The sequence below is a fragment of the Sphingomonas insulae genome, from assembly GCF_010450875.1.
Taxonomy (GTDB): Bacteria; Pseudomonadota; Alphaproteobacteria; order Sphingomonadales; family Sphingomonadaceae; genus Sphingomonas; species Sphingomonas insulae.
The window spans coordinates 978019-1002278 of the sequence record NZ_CP048422.1 but is presented as its reverse complement, the minus strand read 5'-3'; the positions used below and the strand labels follow the sequence as shown (position 1 = coordinate 1002278).

Sequence of the window (24260 nt, the reverse complement as noted above, 5' to 3'; positions counted from 1 at the left end):
GCCGCCAAGGCGCAAAGCGGGGCGTCAGGCGGCGGCGATGCCTGCGTCGAAGCGCGCCGCGATCCAGTCCGCCGCCTCGCGCCAGTCGTCGATCCGTGCGTGCGCATGCTCGGCGGGTGATACCCGCGGCGCCAGCGATGGCTCGGACACCATGTGCAGCCGGTGGACGCCCGGCGCATGACGCGCGACCGATTCGTGGTGGACCGCCAGATCGTCGACGAACACCGTCACCGGATCACCATGTTCCGCCACCAGCCGCGCCACGGGATCGCCCTTGCCGCCCTGGTTGCATTCGACGCGATGCCTGATGCCGAACGCCGCCAGCTGCTCGATCCGCGCCGCCCTGCAGGCGTCGGTGATATTGGTGAGGATCACAATATTTGCGCGTTCCGCCAGCCGCGCCAGCGCCTCGGCGGCGTGCGGGACCAGCGTCTGCCGATGCATCTGCGCGGGGAAGAATCCGCCCAGCATCGCCCACATCTCATCGCGACTCGGCACCGCGCCGGTCGTCCGGTGGCGCATGCTGTTGGCGAAATCCGCGCCATCGGGGGTGAATTCGATATCGTGCGCCTCGCCCAGCCAGACGCCGAAGTGCTTCACCATATGCACTAGCACTTCGTCACAATCGGAAATCAGCAGCGGCTTCATCGGGCCTCCAGGGCAGCATGGGCGGCGACCAGCGCCTCGGGGGACATGTTTAACGCAGACGCACAGGCGACCAGGTCGGGTTCGTACGACTCGAGGTAACCGATGACGGCGGCCAGCACCGCTGGCTCCCCGGCGCGGGCGCGCAGGTCGTCGGGATCGAGGCCGGTGACAGCGATCAGCCGGCTGGCGCGATCGGGATCGCCGATCGTCCACACCAGGGCCTGCAATCCGACCACGTCCGCATCGGGAAGGTTTGTATCGCGCGTGCGCATTGCTATCGTTCCGGTTTGGAAAGGTTGGTGACGCACGTGGCGAAACGGGTGCTCGTTGTCGAGGACAACGAACTCAATCTGAAGCTGTTCTGCGATCTGCTGCGCGCGCACGGCTTCGTCGCCGAACCGGTGCGCGACGGTCGCGAGGCCGTGGCACGGGCGCGCGCACTCACGCCCGACCTCATCATCATGGACATCCAGATGCCGCACGTCACCGGCTATGAGCTGATCCTGGAACTGATGGCGGACGACGAACTGCGTGCGATTCCGGTGATGGCGGTCACCGCCTATGCCGGGCGCGACGACGAGGATCGCATCCGCGCCGCCGGCGCCCGCTCCTACGTGTCCAAACCGATCAGCCTCGCCCGCTTCATGGATGCGGTAAACGCGCTCCTGTAATTCGCCGGCGCGCGGGCGGCGGCGCGCTTCTCGCTCGCAAAGACGCCCTGCCCATGCGGGCGGCATCGACAGGGCGTCGCGAGCTCCCAGTGCCCCTGCCCCCCGAAAAGGGCTGGGTGCTGCAAGCCATGTCATAACGTGGGTCGGCAGCCGGTGGTTCCCGATGCTGCCCGCCCGGCGTCATCCCAGCATCATCCACAACGCCATCGCGACCATCATCACGTTCTCGGTCAGCGATACGAAGCCGAGCGGCACGTTGCTGTCGCCGCCGACGCACGCGCATCGCAACTCGCGCCGGTCGACATAGACCGCCTTCACCACCGACCCCGCGCCGACCCCGCCGATGACCAGCGCCACCGGCACCGACAGCCAGGGCGCGACATGTGCGATCATCAGCACCGCCGCCAACCCCTCCAGATACGGATACAACGTCGCATACGGTACCCAGCGCTGCGCCAGCAGATCGTAGCCCAGGAACATGGTCGCGAAACGCTCGACGTTCTGCAGCTTCAGGATCGCCAGCACCGCCATGCTGAATGCGACGAACCATTCGACGGTGCGCATGCCGAACGGCGTGCCGAACGTCCCCATGCTCGTGGCCAGCGCCATCAGCGCGGTCATCGCGAACACCGCGGCGATCGGTCGATAGCGCATGGCCCCGGGATCGGCGATCGCCAGGCCGAAAAAACGGCGCAGATCGTCGTATCCGCCGATCCGCTTTCCGTCGATGACGGTCTGCGGCGTCGTCGCGACGCCGTGCGCCGCCTTGAACGCATCCACCTCCGCACGCGTAATCAGGTGATGGTCCTCGACCGTGTAGCCGTTGCGCCGCAACAGGTCGCGCGCCTTCAGGCCAAAGGGACAGACATGGGTCGGCATGACCATACGGTAGAGGACGGCGTGTCGGGACATCAGCTGGATGTGGTCACGATTATGGTCCGATGCCAGCCGGTTGCGCGGAAAACACCGCCCGAAAAACCAAGGGCGGCACCCTCCGAACGAGGATACCGCCCTTAGCCCGTAGTGACGCGATACAGGGCGACCGGAATGTCCGGTCGCCGGCCGCCGCTATGACGTGTCAAGATGAACGCAATGTGTCCGAACGCGGACGCGGTCGAGACACACCGCCGCAAAGGCATACATGCACGAAAAGCCGCCGGCGCATCGCGCGCAGGCGGCTTTCGGGAAGCAAGCGGGCAGGGACGGCGATCCGATCGCCGTCGATGCTTACTTGATCTTGGCTTCCTTGAACTCGACATGCTTGCGCACGACCGGATCGTACTTGCTGAAGCTCAGCTTCTCGGTCTTGGTGCGCGGGTTCTTCTTGGTGACATAGAAGAAGCCGGTGTCGGCGGTGCTGACGAGCTTGATCTTGACGGTAGTCGGCTTGGCCATGAGCCCTAATCCTGAAAACAAGGAGAGCGGCAGCACCAACGCCGCCGCTCGATCAGCCGCGGCGCATGGCGGAGTTGCACCGACAAGTCAACCGCGCAACCCTCGTGGATGGTCTCTCAACCGCCCGTTTACCATTGCCGGCGCAGGATATCGCCTGGAATCGAGGGGAGCGGACGATGGGGCGGGCAATCGATGTCGAGATGACCATGATCGAGTCGGTACGTGCCGACCTTGCCGCGCGAATCGCGGCGATCGATGTGAAGGCGCCCTACACCTGCGCCCGCGACCTCAAGCCCGATATAAACCAGATTCGCCTGATCGCGCATCGCAACGGGCTCAATCCGGCGGTGACCGTCGCCCATTTCGTCGATTCGGCACTGTCGCGCGGCGAACATGGCGCACTGGTCCATGGCTGGTTGTCGGTCCTTGGCGATGCGGTGGCGTGCGAACGACAGGACGTGCGCGCCTGCGACGCCTTCGCCGCCGCCTGTTCGGTGCGGCTTGCCGGCTGACGGGCGCCGGCTGATAGGGGCGCGTTGACATGGATGCACTGATGGCGGCGTTCGTCGCTGCGGCCCTGGCGCAGGTCGGCGACCGGCCGGCATGGCTCGCCGCGATCCTCGCCGATCGCTATCGCGCGCCCGGTCTGGTCATCGCGATGGCAGCGCTGGCCTTGCTGGGCGCGGGGCTGCTCGCCGCCGCCGCCGGCGCCGTGCTCGCACCCCGCCTGACGCCGGAGGCGAAGCAGCTGTTCCTGGCGTTGGCGCTCCTGTTCCACGGGGGCGGCGCGTTGTTCCCCGTCAAGGCACCCGAGCGGCTCGATCGCTGGCGCATCGGTGCGGCTGCGACCAGCCTTGCCGGGCTGTTCATCCTCGCATTCGGCGACGGCGTGCAATTCGTCGTGCTGGCGCTTGCCGCCCGCGCCGACCTGCCGTGGCTCGCCGCCGCCGGCGCGACGCTCGGTTCGCTGGCGGTGATCGTGCCTGCGGCGGTGCTGGGGGAGCGCGGCTGGACCGCCTTGCCTCTGGTGCCGATGCGCCGGATCATCGGCGCGCTGTTCGTCGTCGCCGCACTCTGGCTGGGCCTCGACGCGCTCCGCCTGATCTAGCGGATCGATCAGACTGGCCGGCGAAATGCCAGCCGTATCGGGAGCATTTCGGCTATCGGATCGTTGCCGCAACGACCCCTATCCCAGGAGCTATTCCGATGGCCGACATCAACCCGGCACTCAACACGCCGACCGACCTCACCAATACCCGCAGTGTCGCCGACGCGCTCAACGCCTCGCTCGCCGATTGCTATGCGCTGTACCTCAAGACGAAGAACTTCCACTGGCACGTCTCCGGCCCGCATTTCCGCGACTATCACCTGATGCTCGACGATCAGGCGACGCAGATTCTCGGCGTCACCGATGCCGTTGCCGAACGCGTCCGCAAGACGGGCAACACCACGCTGCGTTCGATCGGGGACATCAGCCGCCGCCAGACGATCGCCGATAACGACCGGGATTTCGTCGACGCTGCATCGATGCTCGCCGAACTGCGCGAGGACAATCTGAAGCTCGTCGAGGCGTTCCGCACCGTCAAGGATGCGGCGGAAGCGGCGAAGGACAATGCCACCAGCGGCATCGTCGACGACTGGACTGATCAGGCGGAAGAACGCGCCTGGTTCCTGTTCGAAGCCAGCCGCAAGGGCTGACGGAACCAGCCCGTCCTTCGTTCGGTTGACCGTGTAACGCCCGGCACCGAACGCCGGCATCCGAACGCCAGTACCCAAACGAAGGACACCACCATGCTAAAACTCGCCCTTACCTTTCTCGTCATCGGTCTGGTGCTGGGGCTGCTGGGGTTCGGTGGGATCGGCGGCGCCTTCGTCGGCATCGCCAAAATCCTGTTCTTCATCGCGATCGCGCTGTTCCTGCTGTTCCTCGTCATCAGCCTGCTCGCCGGCAAGGCAGTGAAGGACGCGGTCGACTGATTGCGGGCGGCTAGCGGGTTCAGCGTCCGCCCAGCCCGACGCGCACCAGCCAGACGTCCGGCGGCGCGCCATAGCGGACCGGCAGGTTGCTCGTCCCCAGCCCGGCGGTGACGATCGTGACTCGGCCGGGATCGTGGACGATGCCGCAACGATCATGCGGCGATGTCACCTCGAACGGCGCGCCGATCAGCGGCAGCACCACTTGCCCGCAATGGGTATGGCCGGCGAGCAGCAGCCGGGTCCGCGATGACAGCTGCGGCGCGATCGCGGGCGAATGCGCCACCATCACGCCCGCCCCCTGCAACGCCGCCAGCGCCTCCAGGGTCTTCTCCGGCCGGGCGCGCGACGTCGCCGGATCGTCGAGCCCGCCGACCGCCAGCGGACCGATCTCCCGCCCCTCATTGGCCAGCACGACGATGCCGATCCGCCGCAACATGGCGGCGAGTGGAGCCGGGTCTGTCCAGTGATCGTGGTTGCCCAGCACCGCCACCCGCCCCAACGGCGCCCGCAACCGGGCGAGCGGCCGCGCCAACAGGGGTATCGCGCGCGCCGCCTCGTCGACGCCGCGCCCCTCGATGAAATCGCCGGCCAGCACGATCAGGTCGGGATGCAGCGCATTGACCTGATCGACGATACGATCCAGCCGCGCCGCGTCCATCGCCGCGCTTTCCATATGGATGTCGCTCAACAACGCGATGGTGACCGGCGGCTGTCCGGCCGGCCAGCCGGGCAGCGCCACCGCGGCACGGCGCACGATCGGATCGGCGCGCGCATTGCGATAGCCGACCAGAAACGCCGCGCCGATCAACAGGATGAGGGCGAGCAGGACAAACGACAGACGACGGATCACACCGTCGCCCCTAACGGGAGCGGATCGATCGCGCCATGCGTTTGCCATCCATGCACGCTTTCGCCGCGCTCCTCGATTCGCTCATCTACACGCGCGGCCGCAATGCCAAGCTGAAGCTCATCGTCGACTATCTGCTCGCGACGCCCGATCCCGATCGCGGGTGGGCGATGGCGGCGCTGACCGGCGATCTCGACCTGCCCGGCATCAAGCCGGCGCAGATCCGCGCGCTGATCGAGGCGCGGGTCGACCCCGTGCTGTTCCGGATGAGCCGCGACTATGTCGGGGACACCGCGGAAACGGTGGCGCTGCTCTGGCCCACGCCCGTCCCCGCTCCGGTCGCTACGGCGCCATTGTCGATCACCGCGACGATCGACGCGCTGCGCCACCTGTCGCGTGCCGACGCGCCGGCGGTTCTCGCCGGCATGCTCGATCGCCTCGATTCCGAGGAACGGTTCGCGCTCCTCAAGATGGCGACCGGCGGCTTGCGCATCGGCGTTTCCGCCCGCCTCGCCAAGACCGCGCTGGCGCAGGCCTTCGGCCTCGACCTCGATGCCGTCGAAGAGGTGTGGCACGGCCTCGCCCCGCCCTATGCCGCGCTGTTCGCCTGGGCGGAGGGGACCGGCGCGCAGCCGACGCCCGCCGACGTGCCGGTGTTCCGCCCGTTCATGCTCGCGCACGGGCTGGAGGATGCGCAGGTCGACCTCGCCGATTATGCCGCCGAATGGAAATGGGACGGCATCCGCGTCCAGATCGTCCACGTCGCCGGCCAGACCCGCCTCTACAGCCGCACCGGCGACGACGTCACCGCCAGCTTCCCCGACGTCGCAGCCGCCTTCACGACGCCCGGCACGCTCGACGGCGAATTGCTGGTCAAGGGCGCGGTGCAGGGCGGCAGCCTCGAGGATGGCGGCGGCGCCGCCAGCTTCAACGCGCTGCAACAGCGCCTCGGTCGCAAGGCGGTGTCGGCGAAGATGCTGGCCGACTATCCCGCCTTCGTCCGGCTCTACGACATCCTGCTCGACGGCGCGGACGACCTCCGCCCCCTTCCCTGGACCGAACGCCGCGCCCGGCTGGAGGCGTTCGTCCCGCGCCTCGATCCCGACCGTTTCGACATCAGCCAGGTGATCGACGCCGCCAGCTTTACCGAACTGGAAGCGATCCGCGCCGGGGCCCGTGACGCCGCGATCGAGGGCGTGATGCTGAAGCGCCGCGATTCGCCCTATGTAGGCGGGCGCCGCGCTGGGCTATGGTACAAATGGAAACGCGACCCGCTGACCGCCGATTGCGTCATCATGTACGCCCAGCGCGGCAACGGTCGCCGCTCGTCCTATTACAGCGACTACACCTTCGGCTGCTGGACCGGGGAGGGCGAATTGCTGCCCGTCGGCAAGGCCTATTCGGGCATCACCGACGAGGAATTGCGCCTGCTCGACAGCTTTGTACGCCGCCACACGCTCAACCGCTTCGGCCCGGTACGCGAGGTCGAAAAGACCATGGTCCTCGAAATCGCGTTCGATTCGATCCATGCCTCCACCCGCCACAAATCTGGCATCGCGATGCGTTTCCCCCGCATCGCCCGGATCAGGACCGACAAGCCCGCCGCCGAGGCGGACCGGGTCGAGACATTGCAGAAGCTGGTGACATAATCGCCGGTGCGGGCGGCCAGCCTTCGCGACGACCGCCCGCGAATGGGATCATACGGCGGCGGGGGCGAAGACGCGCAGGCGATGACCATCGGGATCGCATGCGACGAAGGTAGTCCCGAACGCCATGGATGTCGGCGCCTGGACGATGGTCAGCCCCCGTCGCGACCAGTCGGCATGGACGCGGTCGACGGCATTTGCATCGGCGACGGTGAACGCGAGCTCGCTGGCGCCGGTCAGGCCGGTGCTTTCCGGTTCCACCGTCTCGCTGGACCACAGGCCGAGCATCACCCCGTCTCGCAACGGCAGGATGGCGATATCCGCCTTCTGCTCGACGATCGGACTGCCGAGCAACGCGTGGTACAGCGTGGCGCTGGCGACATGATCGCGGACATGCAGAAGCACGAAATTGAAGTCCGGCATACGTTCCCCTTTTCGATTGCCGACACGCGGGATCGGTGCCGGCAGGTCGGGGATGCGCCTCCGCTGTGTCAGTTTCCGTCAGCAGTCATTGCTCGGGAATGCCCTGAACGGCATGCCAGTCCTTGAGCATCCGCCCGCGGCGGCGGGGGTAGCGCTCGTCGCGGTCCTCGACCGATACGATGCGATCGATACGGAAATGGCGATAGCCGTCCCGCAGTTCGCACCAGGCGACGACGACCCTCACGCGGTCGAAGAAGGCCACGGCGATCGGCCAGATAACCCGCTCCGTCGCCTCGCCCCGTTCGTCGGCATAGGCCACCGCCAGCTTTCGTTCACGCCGGATCGCGTGGCGGATCGTCGCCAGTGCCCCATCCAGCGCAGCCATCGGCTCACCGGGGCCGATCAGCAGGCCCGACCCTTCGACCCCCGCCTTCAGTTCAGGCGGAAGGACGGCGCTGATCTTCGCAACGACGGCCTGCGCAGCCTTGCCGAGCGGTCCGTCGGCCTGCTCCGCCACCCAGCGTGAGCCCAGCACCAGCGCCTCGATCTCGTCCTCGGTAAACATGAGCGGCGGCAACAGGAAGCCGGGGCGGAGCACATAGCCGACGCCGGCCTCCCCCGCGATATCCGCACCCTGCCCCTTGAGCGTGTCGATGTCGCGATAGACGGTCCGCACGGACACGCCGAGCGTAGCGGCCAGCGTGACGGCCGCGACAGGTCGCCGATACTGACGGAGCAGCTGGATCAGGTCCAGAAGGCGTTGCGTGCGTGACATCGGCATGCCCCCAACAGGCAATGGCACGCCGCCGGTGCCGCGATCGAATGGCGGATTATTGCGAAGGCTGCGCCCGCCCCACCTCGTCGCCCAGCTTGATCTCGAACAGCGTCGGCCAGTATTTGCCTGTCACGAACAGGCGGTCGCCGCTCGGGTCGTAGGCGATGCCGTTCGCCACCGCATCGGGGTCGGCATTGGCGATCTCGGCGATGATCGGGCGCAGGTCGATCAGGCCGTCGACCTTGCCGGTGGCGGGATCGATTCGCGCGACGAAGCCGGTCATCCAGACGTTCGCCAGGATGCGACCGCGATACGCCTCCAGTTCGTTGAGCTTCTGCAGCGGCCGCCCGTTGAGCGATACCGCGATCCGGCCGCGCTCGGCGAAGGTCGCCGGGTCCATCCGCCGAAGCGTCGGCGTGCCGTCGGACAGGATGATATCGCGGCCGTCGCTCGTCATGCCCCAGCCCTCGCCGGCGTATCGGAACGGCTTGCCGGCGCGGGTCAGCGCAGGCAGCGCCCAGCGAAAGCCCAGTCCCGTCTTCCACGTCACGCTCAACAGCGTGTTCTTCCAGCAGCCGATGCCTTCGCCGAACAGGTCCGGCGCGATCCTCGCGCGTGCCAGCACCTTGCCATCGAACAGGTTCACCCGGCGTATGTCCGACGCGCCCTCCTTGCCCGTGCTTTCGTACAGCGCGCCGCCGCAGAACAGCAGCCCCTCGGTGAACGCACCTGTATCATGCGGAAAGCGCGCGACGACGGTCGCGGCATAGACCGGCACGCCGGCTTCGGCGGCCGGCGTCGGCCCAAGCTGCCCAGCCTGGCCCATCGGCCCGACCTGCCCAGCCTGCCCCATCGGCCGGGCCTGCCCGGTTTGCCCGGCTTGCGCGACGGCGGCGGCGGGCGGTGCCTGTGTCGTCGGGCGAGTCGCCTGCCACGCCGATCCCCCGATTGCGCCGACGATCGCGAGCGCCACTGCCACCTTCACCACACGCATTCCTTTTCGTGTCCCCATCCACTGCCGTTCCGGCCGGACGACCACCGGGCGCACCGGCCTGCCCCATAACGCGAAAAGGCCCGGCGCCGCAGAAAGCGGGCCGGGCCTCGTCATACGCGTATCGGGAAGCTTACAGGGCCGACAGGTTCACGGCCGCATGCTTGCCGCGACGATCGACCTCCAGCTCGAACTGCAGCTTGTCGCCCTCGTTCAGGGTCGACATGCCGGCACGCTCGACGGCCGAGATGTGCACGAACGCATCGGGCTGTCCGTCGTCGCGCTGAATGAAGCCGAAGCCCTTCATCGCGTTGAAGAACTTGACCGTGCCAGTCGCCTTCTCGCCGGTCAGCTGACGCTGCGGGCCACCGGCGCCTGCGCCACCCGGACGCGGACCACGATCGCCGAAGCCGCCTTCGCGCGGTTCGCGGGGCGCACGCTCGGTGACGGCCATCGGCTCGCCATCGATCTTCAGCTCGGTCGCCGAAATACGGCCACCGCGGTCGACCAGGGTGAAGCCGAGCGGCTGACCCTCTGCCAGCGCGCTCATGCCAGCCTGTTCGACGGCCGAGATGTGCACGAACACGTCTTCGCCGCCGTCGTCACGGACGACGAAGCCGAAGCCCTTCTGCGCGTTGAAGAACTTGACCACGCCGGTGCCTTCGCCGACGACCTGGGGAGGCATGCCGCGGCCACCGCCGCTGAAGCCGCCACCACCACCGCCGCCGAACCCGCCGCCGCCGCCACGGAAACCGCCGCCACCACCGCCGCCGCCGAAGCCGCCACGATCGCCGCCGCCGAAGCTGCTGCCGCCACCGAAGCCGCCACGGTCACCGCCGCCGAAGCCGCCGCCACCGAAACCGCCGCCGCCGAAGCTGCTGCCACCACCGAAGTCGCTGCTGCCGCCGCCGAAATCATCGCGCTTGTCGCGACCACGTCCGCCACGATTGCCGCGGCCACCTTTGTCGTAACCCATAAACCTGTTCGTCTTCCCGGTTCGCCCGCATCCAATCCGTTCGAAGAACCCGTGCGCCGGACGACGAACGCGAGCCCTCGGGCGCCATACCTATTGCGCCTTGGGACTCGTCATAGCGCAGAAAACAAGTCCCCGCGAACGAATTCGTCGTATCTGCCGCCCAACTCATGGGGATACTTGCCTCGACTGGTCGCAGCCGCCACGATTCTGCCCGATTCGCCGCTCCGCCCTGCCCCGCACGCTTCCCCATTGAGCGCGATCCCGCTGTGTCGTAGGGCGGGGCATGACCGTTCACTTCCACGAGGAAGACCTCCCCGCCGACGTCTTCGCTCCCGGCACCTCGATCGCCGTCGATACCGAGACGATGGGCCTCATCACGCCGCGCGACCGGCTGTGCGTCGTCCAGCTGTCCGATGGCGGCGCCGACGAACATCTCGTTCGCTTCGGCCCCGACAGCGACTATGCCGCCCCCAACCTCAAGGCGGTGCTGGGCGATCCTGCGCGGGTGAAGCTGTACCATTACGGTCGCTTCGACATCGCGGCACTCCAGCATTATCTCGGGATCGTGGCAGGCCCCGCTTACGATACCAAGATCGCCTCGCGCCTCATCCGCACCTACACCGATCGCCACGGGCTGAAGGAGCTGGTGCGCGAACTGCTCGGCCAGGAACTCAGCAAGCAGCAGCAATCCTCCGACTGGGGTTCGCCCGACCTGTCGGACGCGCAGAAGGATTACGCCGCCAGCGATGTCCGCTTCCTCCATCGCCTGCAGGCCGAACTCAACCGCCGCCTGGTCCGCGAAGGCCGGATGGAACTCGCGCAGCGATGCTTCGACTTCCTGCCGACCCGCGCCGCGCTCGACCTTGCCGGCTGGCCCGACATCGACATCTTCGCGCATGCCTGATTCGCATTGGCCCGCCCCCCTCGCCGGCGGCCTGGCGGCGTGAGTGCCGCGATGGCCGAACGCGTCCGCTCGACGCGACAGCGCTGGGCCGCGCCCGGCGGCCGGCACGATCGCTTCGTCGCCTTGCTCAATACGGGCCTGCCGGTCGGCATCGGCGTGCTCGCCGCCTTCCTGGTGATGGCACCGCTGACCGCGGGCAACGAGGTGTCGTTCGTCCTCGACAAGAACAAGGTCGAGGTCGCGAAGGAACGCATGAAGCTCCAGGCCGCCACCTATCGCGGCCAGGACGACAAGGGCCAGGCGTTCGCGCTCAACGCCGGATCGGCGGTGCAGCAGAGCAGCAGCGTGCCGGTCGTACGGATCAACGGCATGACCGCCGACCTCGCGTTGCAGGACGGCCCCGCGAAGCTGCGCGCCGACCAGGGCCGCTACGACCTCAACACCGAACAGATGAAGGTCGACGGGCCGATCACCTTTCGCGCCGCCAACGGCTATCGCCTCGACACCAGCGATGCCACGATCGACCTCAAGTCCAAGACGATGAACAGCCAGGGCAAGGTGACCGGCACCGTGCCGCAGGGCAATTTCAGCGCCGACACCCTCAACGCCGATCTCGAGGGGCGCACCGTGCGGCTCAGCGGCAATGCCCGCTTGCGGTTCGTCCCCGGACGGACGAAATAGCGCACCATGCGTCCTGCCCTTTCGCTCGCCCTGATAGCTCTCGTCGCCGCGCCGCTCGCCGCGCAGACGAAGCACAATTCGAATGCGCCGATCGACTTCGGTGCCGACAACATCGAATTGCAGGACAAGGCGAATCGCGGCGTGCTGACCGGCAACGTATCGGTGAAGCAGGCGGAAATGACGCTCAACGCCGCGCGGATGACGGTCAGCTATACCGGACAGGTCATCGGCGGCTCGCCGTCGATCTCGCGCCTCGATGCCAGCGGCGGCGTCACCGTCCGCCGGCCGGACCAGACCGCCAGAAGCCAGTTTGCGATCTACGACCTCAACCGCCGCGTCATCACCATGCTCGGCGCGGTGACGCTGACCCAGGGCGGCAATACCGTCAACGGCGGCCGGCTGACGATCAACCTCGACACCGGGCGCGCGGTGATCGACGGATCGTCGGTGCGCGGCAGCAGCGGCGCGACCGGCGGCGGCACCACCACCGCGGCGCCGGGCGGCCGCGTCACCGGTACCTTCTCGGTCCCCAAGCGCGACTGATCCGCGGCCGGTCGATCGGGCTTGTAAGGCGGGCCCGTCGATCCGGCACGCGGGGCGGCTGCCGCAGCGCGGCGTCGACCTGCCTAAACAGGCTTCCCTCCGCCGCCCGCCCGCGCCATGACGCATTCCCATGCACGAATCCTGCCAAGGCAGGACTTCGGTAACCCATTGCTGCGAGGCATCACGCTTATGGACGCCGCCGTCACCGACCTCCAGACTGCCGAGCCGATCCACGAAGCGCCGGCCAGCCGCGGCCTGCAGGCGATCTCGATCGCCAAATCCTACGACAAGCGCGTCGTCCTCACCGACGTGTCGGTATCGGTCGACCGCGGCGAGGTCGTCGGCCTGCTCGGCCCCAACGGCGCCGGCAAGACGACCTGCTTCTATTCGGTGATGGGCCTCGTAAAGCCGGATTCGGGCCGGATCATGCTCGACGGCGAAGACATCACCAAGCTGCCCATGTACCGCCGCGCGATCCTCGGCCTCGGCTATCTGCCGCAGGAAACCAGCATCTTCCGTGGCCTGTCGATCGAGAAGAATATCGGCGCCGTCCTCGAACTCTCCGAGCCTGATGCATCGAAGCGGCCTGCGAAGCTCGACAAGCTGCTCGACGAATTCGGCCTCACCCGCCTGCGCGCATCGCCGGCGATGGCCTTGTCGGGCGGTGAGCGACGCCGCGCCGAAATCGCCCGCGCGCTCGCCGCGGAACCCTCTATCATGCTGCTCGACGAACCCTTCGCGGGGATCGACCCGATCTCGATCGCCGACATCCGCGATCTGGTGAAGGACCTCAAGCGCCGCGACATCGGCGTGCTCATCACCGATCACAACGTGCGCGAAACGCTCGACATCGTCGATCGCGCCTACATCATCTACGACGGCCGCGTCCTGTTCGCCGGCTCCCCGGAAGAACTCGTCGCCGACGCCAACGTCCGCCGCCTGTATCTGGGCGAAGGCTTCTCGCTGTAGACCATGGCCTGCGCATCCGCCTTCCTCCCCCCTCCCACCGGGAGAGGGGCAAGCCGCACAGCGGCGCGGGGTGAGGGCAGGAGCGAAACGTCCGCGCCTCTGTCGCCCCTCACCCCTCCGCCCTCCCGATGGGGGAGCGCTTCGTGAGCCTCGCCCCGCGCCTCGACCTTCGCCAGTCGCAATCGCTGGTGATGACGCCGCAGTTGCAGCAGGCGATCAAGCTGCTGGCGCTGTCCAACCTCGAAATCGAAGGGTTCATCGCCGAAGAGGTCGAGAAGAACCCCCTCCTCGAAGCCGCACAGACCGACGAGGTCGTCCGCCCCGAACGGGTCGAGCGCGAGGAACCGGCGGGTTGCGACGACCTCATCGGCGGCACCGCCAGTGCCGACCCGATCGACGTCGACTATGCCACCGAAAGCCACCAGCAGGACAGCGTCGCCGACGGCGGCGGCGGCTTCGACGGCGGGCTGTCGATGACCGGTGGCAGCGGCGGCAGCGGAGCGGGCGGCGAAGACCTCGACTTCGATTCCTTCGCAGAGCGCGACGGCACCCTCGCCGATCATCTGCTGGCGCAGGCGGGCGCGGTGGTCGACGGTGCCGACTGGTTCATCGCCCAGCATCTGATCGACCAGATCGACGAGGCGGGGTACCTCGCCATCCCGTTGCTCGACATCGCCAACCGCCTCGGCACCTCGCTCGCCCGGGTCGAACGCGTCCTCGCCCTGATCCAGACGCTGGACCCGACCGGCGTCGGCGCCCGCGACCTTGCCGAATGCATCGCATTGCAGGCGCGCGAGGCCGATCGCTACGACCCCTGCATGGCCCGGCTGATCGACAACCTCGATCTGCTCGCCCGCGGCGACCTCACCCGCCTCAAGCGGATGTGCGGCGTCGACGACGAGGATATGGCCGACATGATCCGCGAATTGCGCGGCTATGATCCCAAGCCCGGCTGCCGCTACGGCGGCGAACCCGCCCTCGCCGTCACCCCCGACCTGTTTGTGCAGAAGACGAAGACCGGCTGGGGCATCGAACTCAATGCGGCGACACTGCCGCGCGTCCTCGTCAACCGCCGCTATTACCACGAACTCAGCCACGGTCCGCAGGACAAGGCGTCCAAGGCCTGGCTGTCCGACGCGCTCGCCTCGGCCAACTGGCTCATCAAGGCGTTGGACCAGCGCCAGCGCACCATCATCAAGGTCGCCGCCGAAATCGTGAAGCAACAGGAAGCCTTCTTCCTGAAGGGCGTCGCCCACCTCAAGCCGATGACGCTCGCCCGCGTCGCCGACGCCATCGAGATGCACGAATCGACCGTCAGCCGCGTCACCAGCAACAAATATCTCAGCTGCGCGCGCGGTGTGTTCGAACTCAAATACTTCTTCACCAGCGCGATCCAGGCCGCGGACGGCGGCGATGCGGTGTCGGCGGAAGCGGTGAAGAGCGCCATCCGCGCGCTGATCGCCGGCGAAGGCGCCAAGATCCTCTCCGACGACACGCTGGTCGAACTGCTGCAGGCGAAGGGTTTCGACATCGCCCGCCGCACCGTCGCCAAATATCGCGAATCCATGGGCATCGGCAGCAGCGTACAGCGTCGCCGCGCCCGCACTCTGGAGGGCACATGATCTCGCGCCGCCTCACCCTCGCCGCCATCGCCGCCACCGCTGCGCTCGTGCTGACCGGCGCGGCTCGACCGGTGCCGGTCCTGACGGTGATGACCTTCAACGTCCGCTGGCCGAACCCGGACGATGGCGCCAACATCTGGTCCGCCCGCCGCGCGCTGTTCGCGCGCACCGTCGCCGCCGCCGATCCCGACCTGATCGGCACGCAGGAACTGTTCAAGGCGCAGGGCGACGACATCGTCCGCGCCCTGCCCCGCTACCGCTGGTTCGGCCGCGACCGCCGCGGCGGTCATGGCGATGAACACATGGGGATCTTCTATCGTCCCGACCGGCTCACCCTGCTCGACCACGGCGATTTCTGGCTGTCCGACACGCCCGACGTCCCCGCCAGCATCAGCTGGGGCCACCCGTTGCCGCGCATGGTCAACTGGGGCCGTTTCCAAACCCGCGACGGCCGCCGCTTCGTCGCGCTCGACACGCATTTCCCCTATCGCGACGCGGACGAACCGGCGCGTGAAAAGGCCGCCGCCCTCATCGTCGCCCGCCTGCCCGCGATCGCCGGGGGCGATCCCGTCGTCCTGCTGGGCGACTTCAACACCACGCCCACGACCCGCACCCACGCGATCCTGACGGCCGCGCTCGCCGATGCGCGCGACGCGGTGCCCCGCCCCGTCGGCCCCGCCGAAACCTTCCACGACTTCACCGGCAAGCCCGACCGCCGCATCGACTGGATCCTGACCCGCGGCGTGACGCCGCTCACCGTCGAAACCGTGACCCGTCACGACGGTGCGCGATATCCCTCGGATCACTTCCCCGTGGTGGCGAAACTGCGCTTCGCGCGCTGACCGACGGGTCAGTCGCTGATCGTCCACCCCTGTTGCGGGTCGCCGCCGCGCACCGGCTGGCTGGCCTTGAGCGCGCGCTGGAACCGCTCGTCCGGCGTGAGCGGGACGGCGCCGCGCGGCATCACCCGACCGGCAGGCATCACCGGCACCGCCACGACCTGCACCGGCCGCGCCGGGGCAATCACAACCGGAACGGGAGGCATCGGGGCTGCGGGTATCGCAGCGCGGGCAGCCGCCGGTGCGGCGCCGGTGATCGTCACGCCCTTGTCGACGATCGTCATCATGCGACTGCCGCCACCACCACCCGGCACCAAAGTCGCCACCGCGCCGGTGCCATAGCCCGACAGATAGACCGCGCGGCCATATTCGTCGCGATGGTCGACGATCGCGACACCGGGCTGCGTGCCGTCCGGCCCGCCCAGAATGCGCAGCACCTCCGCCACGTCGGCGGTGTAGCAGGTCGTCGCCTTGCGTGACCGACAGCCGACCGGCGCGACGGCCTCATGGCTCGGCCGCGCGTATAGCGTCGCGCTGTTCATCCACAGATTGCGTCGCCCCGTTCCACCGAGAAGGAAGACGTACCGATAGCCCGCGTCCCGCGCGCGCTCCGCTGCGCGATACAGGGCCAGGTCGATCGCGTCGTACGGGCCGCGCCTCGCAGCCTCGACCCGCCACGTCCCGTCCTTCTCGACATGATCCTTGTAGCCAACGCCCTGCCAGCCCTTCATCGGCCCGTAATACGGACCCTCTTCGCGCCCCGCCAAGGCGGGTTGCGCCAGTGCCAGCAGCATGAGGCAGGGCCAGAAACGCATGATCGCCATCCTTGTTGATTTGGCCGATGCGCTAACCGCGGGGCGTTAACGTCGGGTTGAAGGCGTGCGGCGGCGGATCAATCGTCCTCGTCCTCGAACCCCACCAGCGCCAGCGCGCGGGCCTTCATCTGGCGTTGCTCGCACCAGTGGACCAAAGCCTCCTCGCGCCCGTGCGTCACCCACACCTCCTTCGGCGCGATCTCGGTCAGCGTGTCGGTCAGCTCGTCCCAATCGGCATGATCGGACAGGATCAGCGGCAGTTCGACATTCTTCTGTCGCGCCCGCTGCCGCACGCGCATCCACCCGCTCGCCATCGCGGTGATCGGGTCGGGAAGCCGCCGCGACCAGCGATCGTTCAGCGCACCCGGTGGGCACATCACGACATGCCCCGCCATGTCCGCCTTCCGGGCATCCGCCACCGGCAGCAACTCCCCCAGCCGCACGCCATGGTCGGCATACAGGTCGCACAACCGCTGCAACGCGCCGTGGATGTAGATCGGCGCGTCATGCCCCCGCTCGCGCAATTCGGCGATCACCCGCTGCGCCTTGCCCAGCGCATAGGCGCCGACCAATACGCAGCGATCCGGGTTGGCGTGCAGCCGTGCGATCAGCTTGTCGATCTCGTCGCCCGTGTCGGGATGCCGGAACACCGGCAACGCAAATGTCGCCTCGGTGACGAAGACGTCGCATGCGACCGGCTGGAACGGGGTGCAGGTCGGGTCCGGCCGCCGCTTGTAGTCACCCGACACCACCACCCGCTCGCCGCGATAGTCGAGCACGATCTGCGCCGATCCCAGCACATGCCCGGCGGGGACGTAGCCCACCTCGACCTCGCCCATGCGGATGCTCTCACCGTACGCGACGGGATGCCCCGCCTGCTCGCCATAGCGCGCGTCCATGATCGCCAGCGTCTCGGGCGTCGCCCACACCGCGCCGTGGCCGCCGCGTGCGTGATCGGCATGGCCATGCGTCACCAGCGCGCGCGCTTCCGGCTCGGACGGGTCGATCCACGCATCCGCCGGCGCCACATAGATGCCGTGCGGATGCGGTTCCAGCCAGTCGCCCAATCGTGCCATGACGCTACTACGCGCCAGAGGGGGCAAGGTGCCCAATGCCTCCGTCACCCCGGACGTGTTCCGGGGTCCACAATGCCGCAACGGAATCCCTCTGAGCATCCAGCCTTTCCCTCGCCGCGAAGTGGACCCCCGGACCAAGTCCGGGGTGACGGAGTGGTTTAGGCGACGCCCGTCCCCTACATACACCAGCGATGGACCTTCCCCAGCCGCTCGCCGATTGGTTTTCGACTCGCGGCTGGCGGCCCCGCCGGCATCAGCTCGACATGCTGCGCGAAGGGCGCGCCGGCCACCATGCGTTGCTCGTCGCCACCACCGGCGCCGGCAAGACGCTCGCCGGCTTCCTGCCAACCCTCGCCGAACTGATCGAACATCCGGTCGAGGGCCTGCACACCCTCTACGTCTCGCCGCTGAAGGCGCTGGCGGTCGACATCCAGCGCAACCTCGTGACGCCGCTCGATGAAATGGGCGTCGACATCCGCGTCGAAACCCGCACCGGCGACACGCCGTCCGACCGCAAGGCGCGCCAACGGGTCAAGCCGCCGCACATCCTGCTCACCACGCCCGAATCGCTGTCGCTGCTGCTCAGCTACCCCGACAGCTTCACCATGTTCCAGGGGCTGCGGACGATCGTCGTCGACGAGGTCCACGCATTCGCGACCGGCAAGCGCGGCGACCTGCTGTCACTCTGCATGGCACGACTCCAGCGGATCAGCCCCGGCCTGCGCCGCGTCGCGCTGTCCGCCACGGTGGCGGACGGCGACGGCTACCGCGCCTGGCTCGCGCCGGACGGCGACATCGATCAGGTCGCGATGGTCCACGGCGAAGCGGGCGCCGATCCCGACATCGCCATCCTGCTGCCCGAAGGCCGCGTACCCTGGTCGGGCCATTCGGGCCGCTACGCCGCGCAGCAGGTCATGGCGGAGATCGAGACGCACAAGACCTCGATCATCTTCTGCAACACCCGCAGCCTCGCCGAACTGATCTTCCAGGACCTGTGGAAGGTCAACACGCTGTCGTTGCCGATCGGCGTCCATCACGGCAGCCTGGCGCTGGAGGCGCGCCGCAAGGTGGAGGGCGCGATGGCATCCGGCCGCCTGCGCGCGCTCGTCGCCACCGCCAGCCTCGACCTCGGCGTCGACTGGGGCGATGTCGATTGCGTCATCCAGATGGGCGCGCCGAAGGGGTCGAGCCGCCTGCTCCAGCGCATCGGCCGCGCCAACCACCGGCTCGACGAGGCCTCCGAAGCGATCCTCGTCCCCGGCAACCGCTTCGAATATCTCGAGGCGCGCGCCGCGCTCGACGCGGTGGAGGCGGGCGAGCTCGACCCCGACCTGTTCCGCCCCGGCGCGCTCGACGTGCTGGCGCAGCATGTCATGGGGGTCGCCTGCGCCGCGCCCTTCGACCAGGCGGCGCTGCTCGACGAGGTCCGCTCCGCCCTTCCCTATTCGGCGCTCACCAACGAGACGTTCGATCGCGTCCTCGGCTTCATTCGCGACGGCGGCTACAGCCTCAAGGCCTATGACCGGTTCAAGCGCCTGACACAGGAGGCCGACGGCCTGTGGCGCGTCAGCCATCCGAAATTCGTCACCCAGCATCGCCTCAACGCCGGCATCATCGTCGAGTCGACGATGCTCAACGTCCGCTTCAAGAACGGCCGCAACCTCGGCAAGGTGGAGGAAGGGTTCGCCGCCCAGCTGTCGCCCGGCGACACCTTTTTCTTCGCCGGCCTGTCCTGCGAGGTGCAGAAGATCGATACCGAGGATCTGATCGTCCGCGCTTCGTCCAAGCCCGCACGCATCCCCACCTACGGCGGCTCGCGCATGCCGCTGTCCACCAATCTCGCCGACCGCGTCCGCGGCTTCCTCGCCGAGCCGGGGCAATGGGCGCGCTTCCCCGACGACGTGCGCGAATGGCTCGAATTCCAGGCGAAGCGCTCGGCTCTGCCCCGCCCCGGCCAGCTGCTGGTCGAAACCTTCCCGCGCGAAGGCCGAAACTACATGGTCGCCTATAGTTTCGAAGGGTGGAACGCGCACCAGTCGCTGGGCATGCTCATCACCCGCCGCATGGAGGCGGAGGGGCTGAAGCCATTGGGCTTCGTCGCCAACGACTATGCGCTCGCGGTCTATGGCATCGAAAAGATCACCGACCCCGCCGCCTTGTTCAGCCCCGACATCCTCGAACACGAATTCGTCGACTGGGTGCAGCAATCGCACCTGTTGAAGCGCGCCTTCCGCGAGGTCGCGGTGATCGGCGGCCTGGTGGAACGCCAGCACCCCGGCAAGCGCAAGACCGGGCGGCAGGTCACCTTCTCCACCGACCTCATCTACGACGTATTGCGCAAATACGAACCCACCCACCTGCTGCTGCAGGCGGCGTGGGACGACGCCCGCGCCCGCATGACCGACGTCGGCCGGCTGGCGGGCCTGCTCGACCGCGCCGCCGACACGATGCTCCACGTCGATCTGGAACGGGTGACGCCGCTGGCGGTCCCGGTCCTCACCCTCATCGGCCGCGAAAAGGTATCGACCGGTTCGGCCGACGATCATCTGCTGATCGAGGCGGAGGCGCTGGCCGCCGAGGCGATGACGCTCGACTGATCGTTCGCCGCCACAACACACGACCGTCATCCCCGCGCAGGCGGGGATCCAGACGCGCAGGCCTGCGTCAGGGTCGCCGACGCCAGCATCGATGGATTCCCGCCGGCGCGGGAATGACGGATGGGGCGTCGGATGCGCGCCCCATTCGCCCCTACACCGTCACCTGTTCGCCCAGTTCCAGCACCTTGCCCGGCGGGATCTTCAGGAAATCGGTCGGGTCGCTGGCGTTGCGCTGCATGAACATGAAGATGCGGTCCTGCCACAACGGCATCCCCACATCCGCCTCCGGCTTCAGCGTGTTGCGCCCGATGAAGAAACTGGTCTTCATCGCATCCAGGCTGCGCATCTCGGTCTTGCCGCCCACGCCCAGGTCGGCAGGCACGTCGGGCGATTCCATGAAGCCGTAGTTCAGCACGACGACCTCGAAATTGTCGTCCAGCCGCTCGGTGGTCGACCGGTGCTCGGCATCCACCACCGGACGGTCGGTGGTGCGGATGCTCACCACCAGGTTGCGCTCGTGCAGCACCTTGTTGTGCTTGAGGTTGTGGAGCAGCGCGCCCGGTGCCGAGCGCGGGTTGGCGGTCAGGAACACCGCGGTCCCCGGCACGCGTTCCGGCGGGCGCTTGGCGAGCGCCGCGGCAAGGTCGGCGAGCGGGATGCTCTGCCGCGCCTCGAACGCGCGCACGATGCCCTTGCCGCGCACCCAGGTGAAGATCAGGAAACCGATCGCCCCGGCGATCACCAGCGGCACCCATCCGCCCTCGATCACGCGCAGGATGTTGGCGCCGAAGAATATGAGGTCCAGCGTCAGGAACGGCAGCACCGCGGTCAGCGCCCACCCCCGCCGCCAGTGCCACACGTGCCGCGCGACCAGATAGCCGAGCAGGCTGGTCACCACCATCGTGCCGGTCACCGCGATGCCATAGGCCGCCGCCATCGCCGACGACGTCTTGAACTGGATGATGAGCACCAGCACGCCCACCAGCAGCAGCCAGTTGATCGCGGGCAGGTAGATCTGGCCCACGAACGACGCCGAGGTCTGGCGCAGCTTCATCCGCGGCAGCAGGCCCAGCTGCACCGCCTGCTGGGTCAGCGAGAATGCGCCGGTGATGACCGCCTGGCTGGCGATCACCGTGGCGAAACCGGCAAGCACGATCAGCGGCCCGCGGAACGCTTCGGGCGCCATCAGGAAGAACCAGTCCTGGTTGACGAACGGCTTGCCCGCCGCCGCTGCCGCCTCCAGGTGCGACAGCGCGAACGCGCCCTGCCCCAGATAATTCAGCATCAGCGCCGGAAAGACGAGGATCAGCCAGGCGATGCGGATCGGCTTCTTGCCGAAATGCCCCATATCGGCGGTCAACGCCTCCGCGCCGGTCACCGTCAGGAACACCGCGCCCAACACGAACAACCCGACCGTGCCGTGCGTCGCCAGGAACCGGATGCCATAGCTCGGCAGCAGTACGCGAAAGATCGAAAGCTCGTCGGCGATGTGCCAGATGCCAAGCCCGCCGATGACCAGGAACCACACGATACACACCGGGCCGAACAGCCTGGCGACCATCGCCGTGCCGCGCTTCTGGATCAGGAACAGCGCGATCAGAATGCCGATCGTCAGTGCCCGGATCGTCCCCTCGTCGAACAGCTTCGCGGCGGAAGGGATCGTCCGCAACCCCTCCATCGCCGACAGCACCGACAGCGACGGGGTGATGATCGCATCGCCATAGAACAGCGCCGCGCCCGCCGCGCCCAGCACCAGCGCCACCCGGCTGCGCATCCCGATCGATCGCCGCGCCAGCGCCGCCAGCGCCAGCACGCCGCCCTCGCCATGATTGTCCGCGCGCATCAGGAAGGTGACGTATTTGACCGTGACGATCAGCGTCAGCGTCCACAGCGCCAGGCTCAGCACGCCCAGGATCTCGCTGGGGTCGATGCCGTCGCCGGCGGACTGGCCCAGCGCCTCGCGGAACGCATAGAGCGGGCTGGTGCCGATATCGCCGAACACCACGCCGATCGCGCCGATCGTCAGGCCGATCAGGGCGGGGTGCGGCGGGCTGGAGGATGCGGAGGCGTCGACGGCGGGCGACATGGCGCGCGGCTACCTTGAAAAGACCGTCCCGACGGAAGGACGGCGCGCTTTACGCTTATTCGCCCGACGCGCAAGCGGATTTGCACGGCCGCGCACAACCGCTTGATCGCCCGACTCTTTGCGGGCAAGGCGCAGCCATGGTTCCCTTTTCGTTCGGCGGCCACATGCTCCAGGCCCTTCCAGAGGGGGCATTGCTGTGGCCGGCGCGGCGCGCGCTGCTGGTCGCCGACCTGCATTTCGAAAAGGCGAGCTGGTTCGCCGCGCGCGGCCAGATGCTGCCGCCCTATGATTCGCTGGCGACGCTCGCCGACCTGGCGGCGCTGGTGGCGAAGACGGGGGCCGAGGAATTATGGTGCCTTGGCGACAGCTTCCACGACAGCGACGGCTGCGACCGGCTGCCGCAGGAAGCGCGCATCCGCCTGCGCGCGTTGACCGAGGGGCTGCGCTGGACGTGGATCACCGGCAACCACGATCCCGACATCAAGGATCGCTGCGGCGGCGAGGTCGCGGGGGAGGCGATGGTGGACGGCCTGATCCTGCGTCACGAGGCCGATCCGCGCGACACCCGTCCCGAACTGTCCGGCCATTTCCACCCGAAATTGCGCGTCGCGGTCCGCGGCAAGCAGATCGCCCGCCGGTGCTTCGTCGCCACCCCGCGCAAGATCGTGTTGCCCGCATTCGGTGCGCTGACCGGCGGCCTCGATGTCGACCATCCGGCGCTGACGAAGGCGGTCGGCCGCGGTGCGGAAGCGCTGATCGCGATCGAACAACGCCTGCTCCGCTTCCCGATCGCCGCCTGACCTGACCCGGCCCGCCATCCGGCTAGCAGGTCGTCGTACGGTCGGCGACCTACCGGTAGAGCGTCGGAAATCCCGCCTTGAACGCCGCGACCTTCGGCTTGTCCCAATGCACGATATACGGGTGCGTCGGGTTCCGGTCGTAGAAATTTTGGTGGTACGCCTCGGCCGGATAGAAGCCACCTTGCTCGATCCGGGTGACGATCGGCGCCCGGAAGCTCTTCGCCGCGCCCAGCTGCGCGATATAGGCGCGCGCCACCGCCGCCTGGCGCGCATCCTGCGGGAATACCGCGGAGCGATAGCTCGGGCCGCTGTCCGGCCCCTGCCGGTTCAGCTGCGTCGGATCGTGCGCGATCGAGAAATAAACGCGCAGCAGCGTCGCATAGCTGACCTGGCGGGGATCGTAGACGACCTTGACCGCCTCGGCATGCCCGGTCCTCTCGGTCGACACCGCGTCGTAATTGGCGGTATCGCGCGTACCGCCGGCATAACCCGCGGTGACGCCGCGCACGCCTTTCACATGTTCGAATACCGCTTCCATGCCCCAGAAGCAGCCGCCGGCGAACACCGCGGTCTGCGTCGGGCCGGCCGCCGGCACGTCGATCGCGGCGGCGGGGATCGGCACCGCGCGTTCGGCTGCGGCGAACCCGGTGGACGCGATCACGGCGGCGGCGACACCCGCGACGGGGAGCAAAATTTTCATCATGCCACCAACATGGGGAGCCGCCGCGCGCATGGAAGGGATCAGCGGACCGCGACGATCGGCGATGCCGCCGGGATCGGCTGCGCGCCCTGCGCACTCGCCGGCTGGAGCGTGACGACACCGACCGCGCCGATGGCGAAGCCGCCGACGAATTGCCAGAAGAAGCCGCTCTTGATGACCTTGCGCATGACGCACCTGTTCGTTGTGACGAGCGCAGCTACGTCGCCGCGCCCCGTTCGGATGCCGAAATCGTCGTTCCGGCTTCCAGGCTCAATGCCG

Annotated in this window: 28 protein-coding genes; 14 read left to right on the top strand and 14 right to left on the bottom strand. The window is 68.0% G+C overall.

Features of this window, described 5'->3' with window-relative positions:
• Positions 1-24: 24 nt before the first annotated feature.
• Together GTH33_RS06425 and GTH33_RS06420 are read right to left on the bottom strand one after the other, a co-directional pair.
• Positions 25-648, bottom strand: coding sequence for an HAD family hydrolase (locus tag GTH33_RS06425; protein ID WP_163957708.1), 624 nt, complete (start codon positions 646-648; stop codon positions 25-27).
• Positions 645-920: a DUF3572 domain-containing protein gene (locus tag GTH33_RS06420; RefSeq protein ID WP_163957707.1), complete on the bottom strand. Its 276-nt coding sequence runs from the start codon at positions 918-920 to the stop codon at positions 645-647. The genes GTH33_RS06425 and GTH33_RS06420 overlap by 4 nt, the downstream gene beginning before the upstream one ends.
• Before the next feature lie 36 nt (positions 921-956).
• Between GTH33_RS06420 and GTH33_RS06415 the strand changes: the two genes are divergently transcribed.
• Positions 957-1319, top strand: coding sequence for a response regulator (locus GTH33_RS06415; RefSeq protein WP_163959665.1), 363 nt, complete (start codon positions 957-959; stop codon positions 1317-1319).
• A gap of 180 nt (positions 1320-1499) precedes the next feature.
• Here the strand turns inward: GTH33_RS06415 and GTH33_RS06410 are convergent, their stop codons facing one another.
• Entirely contained in the window at positions 1500-2231 is a 732-nt protein-coding gene (locus GTH33_RS06410; RefSeq protein ID WP_166753187.1) for a MauE/DoxX family redox-associated membrane protein, read from the bottom strand.
• Between the two features lie 315 nt (positions 2232-2546).
• Positions 2547-2714, bottom strand: coding sequence for a 50S ribosomal protein L33 (rpmG, locus tag GTH33_RS06405; RefSeq protein WP_017977469.1), 168 nt, complete (start codon positions 2712-2714; stop codon positions 2547-2549).
• A gap of 176 nt (positions 2715-2890) precedes the next feature.
• On the opposite strand from rpmG, the gene GTH33_RS06400 reads away from it, so the two are divergent.
• The 4 genes from GTH33_RS06400 to GTH33_RS06385 all read left to right on the top strand — a co-directional run bounded on the left by GTH33_RS06400 (position 2891) and on the right by GTH33_RS06385 (position 4691).
• On the top strand, positions 2891-3226 hold the full coding sequence (locus GTH33_RS06400; RefSeq protein WP_163957706.1) for a hypothetical protein: 336 nt from the start codon (positions 2891-2893) through the stop codon (positions 3224-3226).
• Between the two features lie 29 nt (positions 3227-3255).
• A complete protein-coding gene (locus GTH33_RS06395) occupies positions 3256-3822 on the top strand; it encodes a TMEM165/GDT1 family protein (RefSeq protein WP_163957705.1) in 567 nt (188 codons plus the stop codon).
• A 98-nt stretch (positions 3823-3920) separates the two neighbouring features.
• The gene (locus GTH33_RS06390; protein ID WP_163957704.1) at positions 3921-4412 is read left to right on the top strand and encodes a Dps family protein; all 492 of its coding nucleotides are present in this window, start codon (positions 3921-3923) and stop codon (positions 4410-4412) included.
• Between the two features lie 93 nt (positions 4413-4505).
• Positions 4506-4691 (top strand): DUF1328 family protein, encoded by a 186-nt coding sequence (locus GTH33_RS06385; protein ID WP_163957703.1) that lies wholly within the window; start codon positions 4506-4508, stop codon positions 4689-4691.
• Between the two features lie 19 nt (positions 4692-4710).
• Here GTH33_RS06385 and GTH33_RS06380 read toward each other — a convergent pair whose 3' ends face one another.
• Positions 4711-5541 carry a metallophosphoesterase gene (locus GTH33_RS06380; protein ID WP_249055019.1) on the bottom strand — a complete coding sequence of 277 codons (831 nt, stop codon included), beginning with the start codon at positions 5539-5541 and terminating at the stop codon, positions 4711-4713.
• A 50-nt stretch (positions 5542-5591) separates the two neighbouring features.
• Here GTH33_RS06380 and GTH33_RS06375 point away from each other — a divergent pair, with 50 nt between their 5' ends.
• Positions 5592-7187 carry a cisplatin damage response ATP-dependent DNA ligase gene (locus tag GTH33_RS06375; protein WP_163957701.1) on the top strand — a complete coding sequence of 532 codons (1596 nt, stop codon included), beginning with the start codon at positions 5592-5594 and terminating at the stop codon, positions 7185-7187.
• Positions 7188-7235: 48 nt separating this feature from the next.
• Here GTH33_RS06375 and GTH33_RS06370 read toward each other — a convergent pair whose 3' ends face one another.
• The 4 genes from GTH33_RS06370 to GTH33_RS18285 form a co-directional block, all read right to left on the bottom strand.
• Positions 7236-7607, bottom strand: coding sequence for a VOC family protein (locus GTH33_RS06370; RefSeq protein WP_163957700.1), 372 nt, complete (start codon positions 7605-7607; stop codon positions 7236-7238).
• A gap of 85 nt (positions 7608-7692) precedes the next feature.
• Positions 7693-8382, bottom strand: a complete 690-nt coding sequence (locus tag GTH33_RS06365; RefSeq protein ID WP_163957699.1) for a helix-turn-helix transcriptional regulator — start codon at positions 8380-8382, stop codon at positions 7693-7695.
• A gap of 55 nt (positions 8383-8437) precedes the next feature.
• The gene (locus GTH33_RS06360; RefSeq protein ID WP_420853551.1) at positions 8438-9235 is read right to left on the bottom strand and encodes a glutaminyl-peptide cyclotransferase; all 798 of its coding nucleotides are present in this window, start codon (positions 9233-9235) and stop codon (positions 8438-8440) included.
• Between the two features lie 271 nt (positions 9236-9506).
• Complete coding sequence (locus tag GTH33_RS18285; protein WP_163957697.1) at positions 9507-10349, bottom strand: cold-shock protein; 843 nt, start codon at positions 10347-10349, stop codon at positions 9507-9509.
• Positions 10350-10632: 283 nt separating this feature from the next.
• Between GTH33_RS18285 and GTH33_RS06350 the strand changes: the two genes are divergently transcribed.
• The 6 genes from GTH33_RS06350 (at position 10633) to GTH33_RS06325 (ending at position 15910) form a co-directional block, all read left to right on the top strand.
• A complete protein-coding gene (locus GTH33_RS06350; protein ID WP_163957696.1) occupies positions 10633-11253 on the top strand; it encodes a ribonuclease D in 621 nt (206 codons plus the stop codon).
• 51 nt (positions 11254-11304) lie between these two features.
• Entirely contained in the window at positions 11305-11934 is a 630-nt protein-coding gene (gene lptC, locus GTH33_RS06345; protein ID WP_163957695.1) for an LPS export ABC transporter periplasmic protein LptC, read from the top strand.
• 6 nt (positions 11935-11940) lie between these two features.
• Complete coding sequence (locus GTH33_RS06340; RefSeq protein ID WP_163957694.1) at positions 11941-12477, top strand: LptA/OstA family protein; 537 nt, start codon at positions 11941-11943, stop codon at positions 12475-12477.
• A gap of 189 nt (positions 12478-12666) precedes the next feature.
• A complete protein-coding gene (gene lptB / locus GTH33_RS06335; RefSeq protein WP_163957693.1) occupies positions 12667-13446 on the top strand; it encodes an LPS export ABC transporter ATP-binding protein in 780 nt (259 codons plus the stop codon).
• 143 nt (positions 13447-13589) lie between these two features.
• Positions 13590-15068, top strand: coding sequence for an RNA polymerase factor sigma-54 (gene rpoN, locus GTH33_RS06330; protein WP_163957692.1), 1479 nt, complete (start codon positions 13590-13592; stop codon positions 15066-15068).
• Positions 15065-15910: an endonuclease/exonuclease/phosphatase family protein gene (locus GTH33_RS06325; protein WP_163957691.1), complete on the top strand. Its 846-nt coding sequence runs from the start codon at positions 15065-15067 to the stop codon at positions 15908-15910. The genes rpoN and GTH33_RS06325 overlap by 4 nt, the downstream gene beginning before the upstream one ends.
• Before the next feature lie 8 nt (positions 15911-15918).
• Here the strand turns inward: GTH33_RS06325 and GTH33_RS06320 are convergent, their stop codons facing one another.
• Both GTH33_RS06320 and GTH33_RS06315 read right to left on the bottom strand, forming a co-directional pair.
• Positions 15919-16722 carry a hypothetical protein gene (locus tag GTH33_RS06320; RefSeq protein ID WP_163957690.1) on the bottom strand — a complete coding sequence of 268 codons (804 nt, stop codon included), beginning with the start codon at positions 16720-16722 and terminating at the stop codon, positions 15919-15921.
• Between the two features lie 77 nt (positions 16723-16799).
• Complete coding sequence (locus tag GTH33_RS06315; protein ID WP_163957689.1) at positions 16800-17798, bottom strand: ligase-associated DNA damage response exonuclease; 999 nt, start codon at positions 17796-17798, stop codon at positions 16800-16802.
• Between the two features lie 191 nt (positions 17799-17989).
• Here GTH33_RS06315 and GTH33_RS06310 point away from each other — a divergent pair, with 191 nt between their 5' ends.
• Positions 17990-20395, top strand: coding sequence for a ligase-associated DNA damage response DEXH box helicase (locus tag GTH33_RS06310; RefSeq protein WP_163957688.1), 2406 nt, complete (start codon positions 17990-17992; stop codon positions 20393-20395).
• 151 nt (positions 20396-20546) lie between these two features.
• On the opposite strand, the gene GTH33_RS06305 is transcribed toward GTH33_RS06310, so the two are convergent.
• Positions 20547-22481 carry a potassium transporter Kup gene (locus GTH33_RS06305; protein WP_163957687.1) on the bottom strand — a complete coding sequence of 645 codons (1935 nt, stop codon included), beginning with the start codon at positions 22479-22481 and terminating at the stop codon, positions 20547-20549.
• A 137-nt stretch (positions 22482-22618) separates the two neighbouring features.
• On the opposite strand from GTH33_RS06305, the gene pdeM reads away from it, so the two are divergent.
• A complete protein-coding gene (pdeM, locus tag GTH33_RS06300; protein WP_163957686.1) occupies positions 22619-23281 on the top strand; it encodes a ligase-associated DNA damage response endonuclease PdeM in 663 nt (220 codons plus the stop codon).
• Between the two features lie 49 nt (positions 23282-23330).
• On the opposite strand, the gene msrA is transcribed toward pdeM, so the two are convergent.
• Both msrA and GTH33_RS17855 read right to left on the bottom strand, forming a co-directional pair.
• A complete protein-coding gene (gene msrA, locus GTH33_RS06295) occupies positions 23331-23984 on the bottom strand; it encodes a peptide-methionine (S)-S-oxide reductase MsrA (RefSeq protein ID WP_163957685.1) in 654 nt (217 codons plus the stop codon).
• Positions 23985-24022: 38 nt separating this feature from the next.
• Positions 24023-24169: a hypothetical protein gene (locus GTH33_RS17855; RefSeq protein WP_166753186.1), complete on the bottom strand. Its 147-nt coding sequence runs from the start codon at positions 24167-24169 to the stop codon at positions 24023-24025.
• Positions 24170-24260: the final 91 nt, after the last annotated feature.

Coding starts and splice junctions, on each gene's coding strand:
- GTH33_RS06425 (WP_163957708.1), bottom strand. CDS start 648: ATGAAGCCGCTGCTGATTTCCGATTGTGACGAAGTGCTAGTGCATATG.
- GTH33_RS06420 (WP_163957707.1), bottom strand. CDS start 920: ATGCGCACGCGCGATACAAACCTTCCCGATGCGGACGTGGTCGGATTG.
- GTH33_RS06410 (WP_166753187.1), bottom strand. CDS start 2,231: ATGTCCCGACACGCCGTCCTCTACCGTATGGTCATGCCGACCCATGTC.
- rpmG (WP_017977469.1), bottom strand. CDS start 2,714: ATGGCCAAGCCGACTACCGTCAAGATCAAGCTCGTCAGCACCGCCGAC.
- GTH33_RS06400 (WP_163957706.1), top strand. CDS start 2,891: ATGGGGCGGGCAATCGATGTCGAGATGACCATGATCGAGTCGGTACGT.
- GTH33_RS06395 (WP_163957705.1), top strand. CDS start 3,256: ATGGATGCACTGATGGCGGCGTTCGTCGCTGCGGCCCTGGCGCAGGTC.
- GTH33_RS06390 (WP_163957704.1), top strand. CDS start 3,921: ATGGCCGACATCAACCCGGCACTCAACACGCCGACCGACCTCACCAAT.
- GTH33_RS06385 (WP_163957703.1), top strand. CDS start 4,506: ATGCTAAAACTCGCCCTTACCTTTCTCGTCATCGGTCTGGTGCTGGGG.
- GTH33_RS06375 (WP_163957701.1), top strand. CDS start 5,592: ATGCACGCTTTCGCCGCGCTCCTCGATTCGCTCATCTACACGCGCGGC.
- GTH33_RS06370 (WP_163957700.1), bottom strand. CDS start 7,607: ATGCCGGACTTCAATTTCGTGCTTCTGCATGTCCGCGATCATGTCGCC.
- GTH33_RS06365 (WP_163957699.1), bottom strand. CDS start 8,382: ATGTCACGCACGCAACGCCTTCTGGACCTGATCCAGCTGCTCCGTCAG.
- GTH33_RS06360 (WP_420853551.1), bottom strand. CDS start 9,235: ATGGGGCAGGCTGGGCAGGTCGGGCCGATGGGCCAGGCTGGGCAGCTT.
- GTH33_RS18285 (WP_163957697.1), bottom strand. CDS start 10,349: ATGGGTTACGACAAAGGTGGCCGCGGCAATCGTGGCGGACGTGGTCGC.
- GTH33_RS06350 (WP_163957696.1), top strand. CDS start 10,633: ATGACCGTTCACTTCCACGAGGAAGACCTCCCCGCCGACGTCTTCGCT.
- lptC (WP_163957695.1), top strand. CDS start 11,305: ATGGCCGAACGCGTCCGCTCGACGCGACAGCGCTGGGCCGCGCCCGGC.
- GTH33_RS06340 (WP_163957694.1), top strand. CDS start 11,941: ATGCGTCCTGCCCTTTCGCTCGCCCTGATAGCTCTCGTCGCCGCGCCG.
- lptB (WP_163957693.1), top strand. CDS start 12,667: ATGGACGCCGCCGTCACCGACCTCCAGACTGCCGAGCCGATCCACGAA.
- GTH33_RS06325 (WP_163957691.1), top strand. CDS start 15,065: ATGATCTCGCGCCGCCTCACCCTCGCCGCCATCGCCGCCACCGCTGCG.
- GTH33_RS06320 (WP_163957690.1), bottom strand. CDS start 16,722: ATGCGTTTCTGGCCCTGCCTCATGCTGCTGGCACTGGCGCAACCCGCC.
- GTH33_RS06315 (WP_163957689.1), bottom strand. CDS start 17,798: ATGGCACGATTGGGCGACTGGCTGGAACCGCATCCGCACGGCATCTAT.
- GTH33_RS06310 (WP_163957688.1), top strand. CDS start 17,990: ATGGACCTTCCCCAGCCGCTCGCCGATTGGTTTTCGACTCGCGGCTGG.
- GTH33_RS06305 (WP_163957687.1), bottom strand. CDS start 22,481: ATGTCGCCCGCCGTCGACGCCTCCGCATCCTCCAGCCCGCCGCACCCC.
- pdeM (WP_163957686.1), top strand. CDS start 22,619: ATGGTTCCCTTTTCGTTCGGCGGCCACATGCTCCAGGCCCTTCCAGAG.
- msrA (WP_163957685.1), bottom strand. CDS start 23,984: ATGATGAAAATTTTGCTCCCCGTCGCGGGTGTCGCCGCCGCCGTGATC.
- GTH33_RS17855 (WP_166753186.1), bottom strand. CDS start 24,169: ATGCGCAAGGTCATCAAGAGCGGCTTCTTCTGGCAATTCGTCGGCGGC.